The 14,440-nt window shown below is 46.7% G+C and carries 11 protein-coding genes; 6 read left to right on the plus strand and 5 right to left on the minus strand.

The window, feature by feature from the left end:
• Nucleotides 1-59: 59 nt before the first annotated feature.
• Complete coding sequence (locus tag G8759_RS27020) at nt 60-1,775, minus strand: GMC oxidoreductase (protein WP_167215443.1); 1,716 nt, start codon at nt 1,773-1,775, stop codon at nt 60-62.
• 99 nt (nt 1,776-1,874) lie between these two features.
• Nucleotides 1,875-2,405 carry a gluconate 2-dehydrogenase subunit 3 family protein gene (locus tag G8759_RS27025; protein WP_167215446.1) on the minus strand — a complete coding sequence of 177 codons (531 nt, stop codon included), beginning with the start codon at nt 2,403-2,405 and terminating at the stop codon, nt 1,875-1,877.
• Nucleotides 2,406-2,670: 265 nt separating this feature from the next.
• Between G8759_RS27025 and G8759_RS27030 the strand changes: the two genes are divergently transcribed.
• Nucleotides 2,671-4,269, plus strand: coding sequence for a Na+/H+ antiporter (locus tag G8759_RS27030; protein WP_167215449.1), 1,599 nt, complete (start codon nt 2,671-2,673; stop codon nt 4,267-4,269).
• Between the two features lie 77 nt (nt 4,270-4,346).
• Here G8759_RS27030 and G8759_RS27035 read toward each other — a convergent pair whose 3' ends face one another.
• On the minus strand, nt 4,347-5,693 hold the full coding sequence (locus G8759_RS27035) for a D-arabinono-1,4-lactone oxidase (protein ID WP_167215452.1): 1,347 nt from the start codon (nt 5,691-5,693) through the stop codon (nt 4,347-4,349).
• Nucleotides 5,694-5,894: 201 nt separating this feature from the next.
• Here G8759_RS27035 and G8759_RS27040 point away from each other — a divergent pair, with 201 nt between their 5' ends.
• A complete protein-coding gene (locus G8759_RS27040) occupies nt 5,895-6,377 on the plus strand; it encodes a hypothetical protein (protein WP_167215455.1) in 483 nt (160 codons plus the stop codon).
• A 71-nt stretch (nt 6,378-6,448) separates the two neighbouring features.
• On the opposite strand, the gene trxA is transcribed toward G8759_RS27040, so the two are convergent.
• Nucleotides 6,449-6,757: a thioredoxin gene (trxA, locus tag G8759_RS27045; protein WP_162391033.1), complete on the minus strand. Its 309-nt coding sequence runs from the start codon at nt 6,755-6,757 to the stop codon at nt 6,449-6,451.
• A gap of 175 nt (nt 6,758-6,932) precedes the next feature.
• Between trxA and G8759_RS27050 the strand changes: the two genes are divergently transcribed.
• The gene (locus G8759_RS27050; RefSeq protein ID WP_232073961.1) at nt 6,933-7,544 is read left to right on the plus strand and encodes a DUF1684 domain-containing protein; all 612 of its coding nucleotides are present in this window, start codon (nt 6,933-6,935) and stop codon (nt 7,542-7,544) included.
• Nucleotides 7,545-7,546: 2 nt separating this feature from the next.
• Here the strand turns inward: G8759_RS27050 and G8759_RS27055 are convergent, their stop codons facing one another.
• The gene (locus tag G8759_RS27055; RefSeq protein WP_167215458.1) at nt 7,547-8,332 is read right to left on the minus strand and encodes an SDR family oxidoreductase; all 786 of its coding nucleotides are present in this window, start codon (nt 8,330-8,332) and stop codon (nt 7,547-7,549) included.
• 370 nt (nt 8,333-8,702) lie between these two features.
• On the opposite strand from G8759_RS27055, the gene G8759_RS27060 reads away from it, so the two are divergent.
• Genes G8759_RS27060 through G8759_RS27070 form a run of 3 tightly spaced genes read left to right on the plus strand, consistent with a single transcriptional unit; the run spans nt 8,703 to nt 14,386 of the window.
• Nucleotides 8,703-9,041, plus strand: coding sequence for a PadR family transcriptional regulator (locus G8759_RS27060; protein ID WP_167215461.1), 339 nt, complete (start codon nt 8,703-8,705; stop codon nt 9,039-9,041).
• On the plus strand, nt 9,038-11,674 hold the full coding sequence (locus tag G8759_RS27065; RefSeq protein WP_232073962.1) for an ABC transporter permease: 2,637 nt from the start codon (nt 9,038-9,040) through the stop codon (nt 11,672-11,674). The genes G8759_RS27060 and G8759_RS27065 overlap by 4 nt, the downstream gene beginning before the upstream one ends.
• A gap of 12 nt (nt 11,675-11,686) precedes the next feature.
• Nucleotides 11,687-14,386, plus strand: a complete 2,700-nt coding sequence (locus G8759_RS27070) for an ABC transporter permease (protein ID WP_232073963.1) — start codon at nt 11,687-11,689, stop codon at nt 14,384-14,386.
• Nucleotides 14,387-14,440 lie beyond the last annotated feature (54 nt).

Here is a 14,440-nt window from a genome sequence, read left to right on the forward strand (position 1 = left end):
CAAAACGGCCGGATCGATGATTTTTCGATCCGGCCGTTTTTCCGTATTATTCTTCGAAATCAGATACTTTTCCGTTTCATCTCTTTCACGGCAAAGTCAGCCGCCCGCGCCGTTAGGGCCATGTAGGTAAGCGACGGATTTACGCACGACGCAGAAACCATGCAGGCTCCGTCTGTAACAAAGACGTTCTTGACAGCATGCATCTGGTTATTGCCATTCAGAACCGACGTTTTCGGATCACGACCCATACGGGCGGTGCCCATTTCGTGGATAGCCATACCCAGGTAAGACCCTCTGTCGTATCCTTTAACGTTCTTGACGCCTGATGATTCCAGCATCTCCTTGGCATCGTTTATCATGTCGACGCGCATTTTTTTCTCATTTTCTTTGAGTTCTGCGTCGAAAACGACCAGCGGCATACCCCACTTGTCTTTCTCGTTTTTATCGAGATACATGCGATTTTCGTAATAAGGCAAGGTCTCCCCGAATCCACCTAAACCCATTGTCCAGGGGCCCGGCTTGGTCAGTTCCTCTTTGTAATCGGCCCCGAAACTCATTTCAGCGATGTTGCGCTGCCAGCCCTGCCGGCTACCTCCACCCTGATAACCAAAACCACGCACGTAATCGCGTTTATCGGCACCAATGTTACGATAACGAGGTACGTAAATGCCATTGGCCCGACGACCGATATAGTATTTGTCCAGATCACCTTCCCAATCGCCCGAGGCACCAATGCGGAAGTGGTGATCCATCAGGTTGTGGCCTAGTTGCTCCGAATCGTTACCCAGACCATTCGGGAAGCGGCTCGATTTTGAGTTCAACAGCACTGATGTTGACCCCAGTGTGCTACCGCAAACGAAAATAACTTTGGCAAAATATTCCCGGCTCTGGAGCGTCACAGCATCAACGATGCGTACACCCGTAGCGCGCTTCTGGTTATCATCGTAAATAATTTCGGTAACGACCGAATCGGGACGGAGTGTCAACCGGCCTGTTTTGGCCGCTGGGGGCAATGTACACGACTGCGTACTAAAATAAGCGCCGTAGGGGCAACCCAGCGAACACTTGTTCCGGTACTGACAGGGCGCACGGCCCACTCCTAATTGGGCCTCACCCGCTTTCGACAAGTTGGCTACCCGTCCGATGGTCATCGTACGACCGGGGAAGTTCTTTTCGATCCGTTTACGAACTTCTTTCTCCACACAATACATCTCCATTGGCGGCAGAAACTCGCTGTCGGGCAGTTGGGGTAAGTTTAGTTTCTCGCCCGAAATTCCGACGAATTTTTCGACGTATGAATACCAGGGAGCCACATCTTTGTAGCGAATTGGCCAGTCGACGGCGATACCGTCTTTAAGATTAGCTTCAAAATCAATATCACTTAGCCGATACGACTGCCGCCCCCACATGATCGACTTTCCACCAACAATATTCGGCCGATACCAGTCGAAACGTTTCACTTCTTTGTAAAGCGAATCCGAATCGTTCATCCAGTATTTTTCAGTCATTTCATTATAGGGGTAATCGCGCGCCAGTTTTGGATGCGACTCCTTCTGTGCTTCCGTCAGCCGACCGTTGTATTTGGTCTGCCACGGGTCTTTCATCGCGTTTTCATAACCGGATACGTGTTCGAGCTGGTGCCCTTTCTCGAGCATCAGTACCCGTAATCCCTTTTCCGTCAGTTCTTTGGAGGCCCAGCCGCCAGATATTCCAGATCCGATCACAATGGCATCGTAACTCTGTTCTTTTATGGAATCAATATTGAGATAAGACATATTTTTTTGATTGAATAGTGAATAATCGGGGCCGCCAGTGCGGCAAAATGGATACGGTTCCAGCAGGGAGTCATTTCCAATCTCAATTATTCATTGTACTTATAGGGCCCACGTTTTCTGGCCGGGTTTGAGGGGCATACAACCATTGAACTGACCAGGTACGGGCAGGTACTCCAGTGCTTTAGTCGCTCCTATTTCGGATGTAAAATAGCCGGTCGTCGTTAGTTCCTTCATCCGAAGGAAAAACGGTTTGTCGTCGGTCATGGTCTGCTTTACCATTTCGTTTTTCTGAGGCAGGTCCAGCTCCGTAAATCCTTTCCCAAACTTGGTTTTGCTACTGGCATCCAGTTTAGCCAGACCGGCATAGAAGCTATCCTGATCTTTCTTGGGATAACAATCGCGCATGACACGAACGATGAATTTCTCGGCCCCAGCGGCTTTGGCGCCCGGAGTTGTGGTGGTCGGGATGATCACATCAGCTACTTCAGCCAGCAGGGTTTCCTGTTCGGCTGTTACAACTACACTAGGGCCAGTGTTGGTGATACGCCCCATTGCCCCCGCCAGTGTGGGTGCCGACAACAAACCTCCCATCATTAGGGCTGCTTGCTGTATGGCTTCTCTACGTTTCATAGACAGGTAAGTAAAAGTGATTTTAAAGTGAGTTTTTCAGAGGTAAAACGAAAATAGGGTGCTCGAAAACATATGCCTTTACCCAGCAAATTATCTATATTTTTCAAACACAGAATGGCGTTCACCCGAAAAGCCGAAAAAGAGTTAAATATCCTCATATATTATCGAAAATTGTTGCGACTTGCAGTCATTACCAGACTGGAGAAACTCTTTAGGCTGTCACGATTCGTTAAACACACTGATCAGCCATGCGGTTGTGTAAGGTATGAGTAGTGTCGCTTTACTTATTACCCTGTTAGCCATTGTCACTGCACTGGCGGCTCTGGCCGAGCGGGTCCGTATTGCCTCACCTATCGTGTTGGTGCTGGCGGGTATTGCCATTGGTCTGATTCCGGGGCTACCATCCATTGTACTCAGACCAGATATTGTTATTCTGGTTTTTCTGCCCCCACTGATCTACTCGGCTGCCTGGAACACATCCTGGGCCGATTTCAAAGCAAACTTCCGGCCTATTATGCTTCTGGCGCTGGGCCTGGTCCTGTTTTCAACGGTGGGCGTTGCCTGGGTTGTGCACACGTTCGTTCCGGGTTTTTCGTGGCCATTGGCATTTGTTATGGGAGCAACGGTATCAACCACAGACCCCATTGCCGGGACATCGATCATTAAACAGATGGGACTCCCCCGCCGGGTAGTTATTATTCTGGAAGCCGAAAGTCTGGTGAATGACGCGACTGGGCTAATCGTATATCGCTATGCGGTTGCCGCCGTAACTACCGGGCAGTTTGTCCTGATTGAAGCGGGCGAACAGTTCTTTGTGGTCGTTTTGGGTGGTATACTGATCGGGCTGGCCTTAGCGTGGGTCGTCAAAAGTATTCATCAACTAACCGACGATACACCCGTTGTGGAGACAACGTTGACTTTTCTGACGCCGTTTGCGGGCTATCTTATAGCCGAAGAATGGCACGTTTCGGGTGTATTGGCTGTACTGTCGGCAGGGTTGTTTCTGACGCTGCGGTCGTCGGAGTTTTTATCCCGTCAGGCCCATTTACAAACCATTAATGTCTGGAACGTTGTCACATTCCTGCTAAACAGTATTGTTTTTGTGCTCATGGGATTACAGTTGCGCCGGATCTTATTGACCACCTCTGGCTACTCCCCCAGTAAACTACTTATCTACGGTGCCCTGGTCAGTCTGGCCGTGATTTTAAGCCGATTTATCTGGGTTTTTGTAGCGGGTTATCTCCCCCGTTTAGTTGCCAATCGAACAGCTAAACCCAGCCTTCTTTTCAGCGGAAAGTTAAATACGGTTATTGGCTGGACGGGTATGCGCGGTGTATTATCGCTGGCTACAGCCCTGGCTTTACCCCTGACTCTACGAAATGGATCGCCATTTCCCCAACGTGATCTGATCATTTTCTTTACCTACTGCGTCATTTTTTCGACGCTGGTTTTACAGGGCCTGGCCTTACCCTACCTGATTCGATGGCTGAACATCACGCCTGACCAACGGGCAAAACAGGAAGAAATCAACCTGCGGATTCAACTGGCCAGTATGGCCATTGAACATTTGGAAGCTAATTATTCGCTTAGTGAAGAGGTGTCCGACGAGGCATTGGCTTTGCTCAAACACAAGTATGAAACGCGTATCGACAGGCTCCGGCTACATCAGAATGGCCGTCGCACAAACGTCAATGCTTCCGAAGTTCGGGAAACAATGCGTATTCAGCTTGAGATTATTCGGGTCGAGCGTGAGCTAGCCACTCGTTTGCGTCGGGAGGGGCAAAAGGATGATGAGGTGCTTCGAACTATTTTGTATGAATTAGACCTCGAAGAATCCAGGCTACTCCTGGAGACAATGCGCTAAGAGCGAAACAGGTCATTTATAGTACTAGGCCATTTAGTCAAGTCATGGCCTAGTACTATAAATGACCTGTTTCGCTCTTAACTACCATAAATAGTCGAGTCCAGAAAGGCATTCCGAAACTTGCCCTGAGGATCATATTCTTTCACCAGTTTCTTAAAATCGGGGAGTTTTTCGTACCGGGATTGAAGCTTCGAAGCCGAAAGTGTAAACAGCTTACCCCAGTGTGGTCGTGCTCGAAACGGCTCCAGTTCTTTTTCGATCATCGGCAATACCTTACTCACCGATGCCCAGTCCTGTTTCCAGGTAAAGTGAATAGCCAGACTTGGCTGTTTGTAAGCCGTACTCATCCAGAAATCATCGGCATCGATGGTTCGTAGTTCCGAAATCATCAGATGAGGGCTGATGTGATCGCGAAGCCGCTCAACAGCGAGAATGGCCTCAACAGCGTTCTTTCGGGGCACAAAATACTCCGATTGCAGCTCTTTGCCACTGCTGGGAGTAAAGCCCATCTTGAAGTGGGGTAATCGCTCATACCACGGACCTGCTACGCCCATCTGTTCGGTGCAGTTTTCGGCGGATAGTTCGGCAATTGGGTGAAGGTTTTTAGTCGCCAGAGTCGCCCCGAAATACGTCGGTTTGGCTGCTTGTTTACTCCCTGCCTCAACGCGCTCTTTTATCCAGACTTCGTTAATTCGTTTCTTCTGCCAATCGGTAAACAGGCTGACGCTGTAACCACCCGACATGATGGCATCAAAATGTGCTTTCACTTGATCCAGCGGCAGGTTTTCATACACGTACTGACGCATTTTGAAGGTTGGCTGAAGATTGAGTGTAACCTTAGTGACCACGCCCAGTGCGCCCAGATTAACGACAGCTGCCCGGAACGTATCACCGTCTTTGGCGCGAGATAATGTCCGTACTTCGCCATTGGCCGTAACAATTTCCAGTGCTGCCACTGCAGTTGACAGGTTACCATTCTTGACCCCCGAACCGTGGGTAGCCGTTGCACAGGCTCCCGCAATGGAGATGTGAGGCAGGGAAGCCAGGTTATGCAAGGCGTATCCTTTGCTGTCGAGATAAGGGGCCAGCTGACCATAGCGCATGCTCGCATCAACCGTTACGGTATGGGCAGCGGCATTCAGGGACAAAACCTTATCCATTTCCCGAAGCGAAATAAAATTATTGGTACTATCGGCGATTCCGTTGAAGCAGTGACGCGTACCCAGCACCTTCAGTTTATTGTACTTCTTTACGATTTCCTTAACCTGTTCTATTGACTTGGCCGAATAGAGCCGATCGGTGCTGTAGGTGTAATTTCCGGCCCAATTTTTCAACTTTTCGCCAGGGACCAAATGCGCCAGCGGAGATATGATTGGAGTTGCCATTAAGGCTGAAGATAGTTTAAGAAAGGTTCTTTTTTTCATGGTTACAGGGTTTCTGCGAAACTAATTGAACAAGTTGAGAATACAGTTGGAACCTGCCGAAAATCATTGATCGCTTACGTACTATTCGCAAAAGAAACGACAGAAATAGCAATAGTTACACTATTGCTAAAAGTGCAAAAAATTAGTTGATTATTACAGTTTAGTTATCTACATTGACCAGTAAATCAACATTTACCGGCCATGAAAACGTCATTTTTGGTAGTCGCTCTTGTATTGAGCGCTGTTTCGACCAGTCTGGCACAGACCGACAACGAAGCGATCAAGCGCGTGCTGTTTAATGAGACCGAAGGCTTTTTCAAACGAGATAAAGCAAGATGGGCCAGCGCCTGGGCACATGTGCCTTACGTAAACTTTGCTGCTAATCTGTACGGAGGAGATTTTATGCTGATCAAGGGCTGGGATAATCTGGAAAAACAATTTTCCACCCAGTTCAAGAGCTCAAAAGTAACGGATAATGTAACGGTGCAGAATGCCAATTATACCATTCATCAGAACGGCAATATGGCCTTTGTTACCTACGATCAGACTCTTCTGGACAGTCATGGTAAGACAAGTTCGAAAGAGACACGGGTAGTTGAAAAACTCAATGGTCAATGGAAGATCATTAATGTCATTGCACTCACGAACCTGAAAAATTTCGGTTTGGCGCAAAAAACAAAGTAAGAATCGGAAGTAACAAAAAGCCCACCCGGTTTTGAGACCGGGTGGGCTTTTTGTTAGGCATGACCTGTCAGTTAGCTAAATTGCTTCACTAAACCTTCCAGTGTATGGAGCGGCTGAACGCCCGACTGCCGCCAGACAATTTTGCCTTCTTTGAATAGGATCATCGTCGGAATACTCCGAATCTGATACTGGTCGGCGGCTTTCTGCGCCTTATCTACATTGATTTTTACGACCCGGACTTTATCGCCAGCACGGTCGGTGAGTTGCTTCAGTATGGGAGCCTGTTGTTTACAGGGACCACACCAGTCGGCGTAGAAATCGACAAGCACGGGCTTATCGCCTTTAATTATATCGTTGAATGATTCTTTAGCCTGATCCATCGTTTTATTGCGTTTGTTGTTCTGATGTGGTTCTTTCGTACATTAAGAACATAACCCAGTTCAGGGCAGTTCACGATAAAAGCCGTAATGAAAAGTAATTGTGTAAATGGTAACCGGGTTAATCAAGCCAGTTACCCACTTATCAGTTTACCTCTATAAACTCAGCTTCGTCCTAATGGTTATACGCTTCCTGTTACTCCTACTAACGGGTTTTTTATCGACAGTGGTCGTTGCCCAAACTCCTTTTACGGAAGAAATCGCGAAACACCGGGAGACGTATAAAAACGACTTTATGGCGTCAAAGGGAAGTCCGCTGAAATCGAAAGAAGATGTATCGTATCTGCGATTTTACGAGCCCGACTCGACCTTTCGGATCGTAGCAACCATACAGCTAACGCCTAAAGCCGAACCCTTCGAGATGCCCACGTATAACGGCATGACCAGGCCACACGTCGAATATGGCGTCGTATCGTTTGTGTTGTATGGTAAACCGCAGAAGCTGACTCTTTACCGCAACCTGAACCTAATTCGAATGCCCGAATATCGCGACTACCTATTCCTGCCTTTCAAGGATGCTACGTCAGGATTTGCCACCTATGGTGGAGGTCGCTATCTCGACTTTCGTATGAGCGACATCAAAAACGGGCAGCTGACTATTGACTTCAACAAAGCCTATAACCCTTATTGTGCTTTCAGTGAAGGCTACCCCTGCCCGATTCCACCCAAAAACAACGTGTTGACAGTGCCTATTGAAGCCGGTGAAAAAACGTACGGAAAAGCCCACTAACCTCAATACCCCCAGGCCATCAATCCGCCATCGACAGCAATGATCTGACCGGTGACATAACCGGATGCGGGCATACTTAAAAACGACACGACTGACGCGACCTCTTCCGGTTCACCCACTCGATTCATCGGCGTCCGCTTCAGAATACCGCCTAATTTCTCGGGATTGGTAAGAACCGGCGAAGCCAAAGGCGTTTTTATATACCAGGGCGCAACCGCGTTAACTCGAATACCATCGGGAGCCCATTCAACGGCCAGATTACGAGTCAGTTGCAGCATTGCCGCTTTGGTCATGCCATAGAGCGACCCACTGCTGGTATGGGTCAGACCCGATACCGACGAAACAAAAATGATCTTGCTCTGACCCGAAGAACCATTTTCTGCCACTTTCAGCAGCGGATAACCCGCCTGGCTTAGTTCATAAGCCGAACGCAGGTTTGTATTCAGAATATAATCATACTCGGTCGGGCTATACTCGGCGGTAGGTTTTCGAATGTTTGTTCCGGCATTGTTGACCAATATATCCAGACGATTCCACTTTGTTTGTACAGCTTCGATTACCTGGGCCGCTACGCCAGGCTGGCTTACATCGGCAGCAATCCCTTCGACGGTATGTCCTTGCTGGCGGTATTCGACCAACTGCTTCTGAAGTAATTCGTTGTTGCGGGCAACGATAAATACGGCGGCTCCAAGATCCAGAAATTGCCGGACAATGGCCTCACCAATTCCTTTGGTTCCGCCCGTAACTAGGGCACGTTGGCCGCTGAGCGACCAGAGAGGTTGGTTCATAAAACGTTTTCTTTTCTGAGTATGCAACAATTTCCATTTTTATCGCTCTATTAGGTTGACCTAAAGAATGGAATGTTGTCTGGCTTTATTTATTCTACAAATATTGAAGTTATCGCCTGTTGACCGTTCATGCTGCAAACTAACAAATCGAATGGTATCAATGACTGCACAGCTTAAGCGGATTCCGGTAACCGACCCAAATAGCCGGATAAACCAACCTAGAACAAAATTTATCTGTTCGGCTTCGGACAATCTGATTGTCCGAAATCGTACAGTTCGGTCCATGAAAACCAGCCTATCTAGCTCCAGATGCCGATTTGATGTTTTGGCAAGGCATTTGTTCTACAAAAATTGATTATATCTCTTTCTTATGAGACGATCTTATTTAGGTGAGTTTGAAGAAGTTGTTTTACTGACTGTTGCTGTACTCGGCGAAGGCGCTTACGGTGTAGCGATTACCGACGAGCTGGACCGGCAGACCGGGCGCTCGGTAAGCATCAGTGCCGTTCATGCAGCCTTGCACCGGCTGGAAGAAAAAGGCATGCTATCCTCGCGAATGGGCGATGCAACGGCAGAACGCGGTGGCCGACGCAAGCGTCTGTTCACAGTTACGGTACTGGGCAGCCGGACCCTGCACGACATACGGGCAACGCGCGATCAGTTGTGGAGTTCCATTGCCCCAAATGCTTTACCAGCTATCAGTATATGAAATCTGCCATGCCACCTCGCTGGGCCAACCGCCTGCTGGAATGGTTTTGTGCCCCTCATCTTCTGGAAGAAGTAGAGGGTGATTTGCAGGAGCGTTTTGAACGGAACGTCCTGCGATATGGCATGCAATCGGCCCGGCGGCAGTATGAACGAGAAGTGCTAAGTTTTCTTCGACCGTTTGCCTTGAAAAGACAACCCAGTGAATATCCTCAACCTATTTTATTCAGCCCTGCTATGCTCCGAAATTACCTTAAAATAGCCTTTAGAAATCTGGCCCGAAACAAGGCGTATTCAGCCATTAACATCATCGGTTTGAGCATTGGCCTGGCTGCAGCCATGCTGATTATGCTTTATACCAAAGATGAAGTCAGTTACGACCGCTTTCATCGCAACAACCCATCGATTTATCGAATCACCAGCAAACACCTGACAGCAGCCGGTGTTTTAGAAAATCTACAGCCTTACACGGGGATTTTCCCAGGTCCGAAATTTCATGCGGGTGTACCGGAAATAACCTCGTTCGTTCGATTTAAGGAAAACCGAAAAGACCTCAAACTGGGCACAGAGGTAAAGAGTCAGACCGTACATTTTGCGGATACGAACTTCTTTTCTGTTTTCACTTTCCCTTTACTTAGTGGCAATCCAAAAACGGCTTTGCAAAATCCGCAATCGGTGGTCATTTCAGAAGAAATGGCCGAGAAAAATTTTGGTACAACAAACGTACTGGGACGGAGCATGTTATTTAAGGAAAATGAAAAATTTGAGCCATATATCATAACTGGTGTAGCGCAGAAATGTCCCCAGAACTCCTCCATCAAATTCGAGGTACTCATGCCCTTAGTCATTAAAGGCGAAGACATGGCAAAAAACCAGAATTGGTTCAGTGTCTTTATGAATACGTTTGTCATTCTCAAACCCAATGCCAACGTTAAGGCAGTAGAGTCAAAAATGAACCGGGTTTATGTAGCCGATGCGCGGGAAAGTATAAAAGAGATGGCCGAAAAATTTAACGAGACCGGTAGGACGGTATATGCACTTCAGTCTTTTACCGATATGCATCTCAGTAAAGAGCTTCCGGCAAGTAATGGGCTTGTCGACGAAAGTAACCCTACGTTTTCCTATATTTTGTCGGGAATCGCCCTATTTATTTTGCTGATCGCCTGCATTAATTTTGTTAATTTGACTGTAGCCCGCTCACTGAAACGAGCGAAAGAAATTGGTGTCAGAAAAGTAGTCGGCGGAGCCAGAACACAACTCATTATTCAGTTTCTGGGCGAATCGTTTATCCTGTGTTTTGCGGCCTTTCTGCTGGGTATTATTCTGATCGAATTAGCCTTACCGACGTTCAATCAACTTGCTAACAAAGCCCTTGCCCTTTCGTATTTATTTGATGCTGAATTAGTTGCCGGCTATGCCGCTCTCTTTATTATAACAAGCTTGCTATCTGGCTTTTATCCAGCACTTGTTTTATCAGGCTACAATCCCGTTCAAACACTCTACAGTCGCTTCAATCTTTCAGGCAAAAATTACCTGCAAAAGTCACTAGTTGTTTTACAATTCACGCTTGCGTCCTTTCTGATTATCGCGTCATTAACTATTTATTCGCAATTCAATTATTTGACCAATAAAAATCTCGGATACGATGATAAAAATCTGATTATTATAGACAAATCGAACTTAAAACGGAGCGAGGCAAAATTAGTAAAAGAAGAGCTGGCCAAAAATCCGGACATTATCGATGTGGCACCAAAAAATGGAGGATTCTGGGGCACTGTTGCTAAAATTAATGGTGAAACGCAATTAAGTTTCGCCTACGAAACCGTCGATGAAACCTATTTGCCGCTTTTCAAAATACCAGTGTTAAAAGGTCGAAATTTTTCACCGGATTTTCCGTCTGATTCATCGCAGTCGGTATTGGTCAATGAAACATTTGTCAAAAAGGCGGGCTGGAAAAAACCAATTGGACAGCTCGTTAATTTTTTCTGGTCCGAAAAGCCCGAAAAATACCATGTTATTGGTGTCGTAAAAGATCATCATTTTGAAGCATTGAACCGTGAAATCAAGCCGCAATTATTTACCATGAAGGCTAGTAATCCTTACGGAAAAGTGTTTATCAAGATTAAGCCCAACACGGAAACAGCCAGCCTTCAGTACATCGAAAAAACGGTAAAAAGGCTATTCCCGCTCAATCCCTATTCGTATAAATTTCTGGATCAGGAAAACATAAAACGGTATGAGTCGGAGGCTAAGTGGAAACAAATGATGCTCTTCGGAGCCATCCTAACCATTTTTATTTCCTGCATTGGCCTATTCGGTTTAGCTACCCTATCGGCCGAAAGACGAACCAAAGAAATTGGCATTCGGAAAGTGCTGGGTGCATCCGTAACCGGCATTGTTCAACTACTCTCGACCGACTTTCTGAAGCTGGTTTCCATTTCGTTCATTTTTGCTTTTCCGGCGGCCTGGTATGCCATGCAGGAATGGCTCGAAAATTACCCCTATCGAGTCAATATCAGCATTGGCGTATTCTTATTGACGGCTTTCATTTCAATTTCTATCGCTTTTTTAACCGTTGGCTGGCAATCATTAAGAGCCGCGATGACCAATCCGGTAAAAAGTTTAAAAATTGACTAACTCCGGTTGTCTATGAACGCTCCCAAACGCCCTCAACGTCCACCCCGCTGGGCTGACGTCCTGCTCGAATGGTTCTGCGCCCCACATCTCCTGGAGGAAGTTCAGGGTGATTTGCACGAACGATTCGAGCGGGATATAGGGCAACGAGGGATTACGAGCGCGAATCGAAATTATGTGCTTAGTGTGCTGGGGTTTCTCAGATCGTTTGCCCTGCAAAGACAATCTAGTGACTATGTATCTCCGGAATCAATCCAGCAAACCGACCGGACTGCCCCATTCTTATTAAGCCCTGTTATGCTCAGAAATCATTTTAAAATCGCCTGGCGGAACCTGATTAATAATAAGGCGTATTCTGCCATCAATATTTTTGGATTAGCGGTCGGTTTGGCCACTTGCCTGTTGATTACACTGTATGTTTTCGATGAGCTTAGTTACGACAAACATCACGAAAGTGCGAATCGGCTTTATCGTGTTGCTACTGCCACCAAACAGGAGAATTGGGCAGCGACAGCGGCTCCTACAGCCTGGGGACTGAAAAACGACTTTCCCGAAGTCGAACAGGTTACCCGGCTACTGAAGATGCCTAACATGGAAAAAATGCTGTTGAAGTATGGTCATAACCATGAACAAAAGCATTTTTTTGAAACCAACGGCTATTATGTGGATTCCACGTTCTTCGAACTATTTACGTACAACTTCAAATACGGGAATCCCAAAAATGCCATCAATCAACCCAACACTTTAGTTCTTTCTGAAAGCCTGTCCAATAAACTATTCGGTGACGAGAATCCAATCGGCAAAGTCATCAACCTCGGGCTACCTTTTGGTGATTTCAACTATACTGTCAAAGGTGTATTTAGAGAAAGTCATAAATCTCACATCGACGCCCATTTCTTTCTGTCAATGCGCAATGGTGATGTAGGTAATTGGGTAGATCAACAAAACAACTGGGCAACAAATAATATTTTCTACGCCTACGTAAAATTGAGTGCGGGCGCAAATGCCCTGTCGTTTGAACAAAAATTACCGGCTTTTTTGAACCGCCACGGTGCGGCAGATTTAAGAGCGTTGGGCGTTTCTAAAAGCCTGTTTCTTCAGCCCGTAACCGATATCTATCTAAAATCTGATCTGGATAATGAGCTTATGTCTGGTGGAAGCACGACGTATTTGTATGTTTTTGGCTCGATAGCGGTATTTCTATTACTGATCGCCTGCATCAACTTTATGAACCTATCCACGGCACGTTCTGAAAAGAGGGCTAAAGAAGTCGGTATTCGCAAGGCAATGGGCGCCTTTAAAACATCATTGATTGGTCAGTTTCTGGGCGAATCCTTACTGATGTCCATACTGGCTCTTTGCTTCGCGCTGGCCTTTATGCAGCTGATCCTTCCAGTCTTTAACGACCTCACCAAAAAGGACTTGAGTGTTTTTCAAAATCCCACTTTTTTGGGCTGGATCGTAGCAATAACGCTGCTGACAGGGTTGCTGGCAGGCTTTTATCCAGCCTTTTATCTGTCGTCTTTTAAACCAATTGCTGTACTCAAAGGAAGGCTTATTACCACTATTTCGGCAACTGCTCTCCGCAAAGGCTTAGTGGTTTTTCAGTTTACAGTTTCAATTGTTTTGATCCTGGGAGCCATCGTCATCTGGCAACAATTGTCGTTTGTACAGAACCAGAACCTGGGCTTCACCAAAACCCAACAACTTGTCATACCTCTTCAAAGCAGCCAGGCGACCGGCAATTACACGACGTTAAAAAATGAGCTACTTAAGAACCCGCAAGTGGTTTCGGCTGCAAGCGGTTCAACCTACCCTGGCCTGGAAGCTTCTGATGATTTGCTTTTTTATGCGGAAGGGAAATCAGTACACGAGGCCGTTGATATAAATTTCGCTACAGTCGAGAACGATTATCTCGAAACGCTGGGTTTTAAACTGCTGTATGGCAGGGCTTTCTCAAAAAACTTCACGGCCGACTCAACGAGTATCATACTCAATGAAGTTGCTGTCAACCAATTGGGCTATGATGCTAAAACAGCTGTTGGAAAGAGCATCTACTTCGACTGGCAGAATGTGCGCCACCCGATGCAGATCGTTGGGGTTGTCAGAAATTTTAACTTCCAGAGCCTGCATCAGACCATCAAACCTTATGGGTTAACGACCACAATTGGCGATAAACACCGCTATTTTATTGCCAATGTTCACACAAAAGAGTACACCAAATTACTGGCAACTATTGAAAAATCCTGGAAAAAGGTAAATCCGGATACGCCTTTTTCGTACTCTTTTCTTGATCAGGATTTTCAACGGAACTACGAAAAAGAACAACGCACCTCCAGCATCGTGTTGTATTTCACCCTCATTGCCATTGTGATTGCCTGTTTGGGATTGTTTGGACTGGTTGCTTTTTCGGCTGAACAGCGTACCAAAGAAATCGGTGTCCGGAAAGTGTTGGGTGCTTCTGTGGTGAATATTGTGGCTTTGCTTTCCAAAGATTTTCTACAATTGATATTGGTTGCCATTCTGATTGCGACACCCATCGCCTGGTATGGCATGACCCAATGGCTGCACGATTTTGCCTATAAGGTCGATATTGAGTGGTGGGTATTTGCGCTGGCTGGTTTGCTGGCCCTGGGCACAGCCCTACTGACAGTGAGCTTCCAAAGCATTAAAGCGGCCCTGATGAATCCGGTTACTTCCCTGCGCTCGGACTAAAAGCTGCGCCCTCAAAATTGCCAATCAATCCATTGCTTTCCATTAGTCATTCGC

It is taken from the genome of Spirosoma aureum, from assembly GCF_011604685.1.
GTDB classification, from domain to species: Bacteria; Bacteroidota; Bacteroidia; order Cytophagales; family Spirosomataceae; genus Spirosoma; species Spirosoma aureum.

What these genes read in the sequence shown, in the direction of transcription:
- G8759_RS27025 (WP_167215446.1), bottom strand. Translation starts at nt 2,405, where the DNA reads ATGAAACGTAGAGAAGCCATACAGCAAGCAGCCCTAATGATGGGAGGT.
- G8759_RS27030 (WP_167215449.1), top strand. Translation starts at nt 2,671, where the DNA reads ATGAGTAGTGTCGCTTTACTTATTACCCTGTTAGCCATTGTCACTGCA.
- G8759_RS27060 (WP_167215461.1), top strand. Translation starts at nt 8,703, where the DNA reads ATGAGACGATCTTATTTAGGTGAGTTTGAAGAAGTTGTTTTACTGACT.
- G8759_RS27050 (WP_232073961.1), top strand. Translation starts at nt 6,933, where the DNA reads ATGGTTATACGCTTCCTGTTACTCCTACTAACGGGTTTTTTATCGACA.
- G8759_RS27065 (WP_232073962.1), top strand. Translation starts at nt 9,038, where the DNA reads ATGAAATCTGCCATGCCACCTCGCTGGGCCAACCGCCTGCTGGAATGG.
- G8759_RS27040 (WP_167215455.1), top strand. Translation starts at nt 5,895, where the DNA reads ATGAAAACGTCATTTTTGGTAGTCGCTCTTGTATTGAGCGCTGTTTCG.
- G8759_RS27070 (WP_232073963.1), top strand. Translation starts at nt 11,687, where the DNA reads ATGAACGCTCCCAAACGCCCTCAACGTCCACCCCGCTGGGCTGACGTC.
- G8759_RS27055 (WP_167215458.1), bottom strand. Translation starts at nt 8,332, where the DNA reads ATGAACCAACCTCTCTGGTCGCTCAGCGGCCAACGTGCCCTAGTTACG.
- G8759_RS27020 (WP_167215443.1), bottom strand. Translation starts at nt 1,775, where the DNA reads ATGTCTTATCTCAATATTGATTCCATAAAAGAACAGAGTTACGATGCC.
- trxA (WP_162391033.1), bottom strand. Translation starts at nt 6,757, where the DNA reads ATGGATCAGGCTAAAGAATCATTCAACGATATAATTAAAGGCGATAAG.
- G8759_RS27035 (WP_167215452.1), bottom strand. Translation starts at nt 5,693, where the DNA reads ATGAAAAAAAGAACCTTTCTTAAACTATCTTCAGCCTTAATGGCAACT.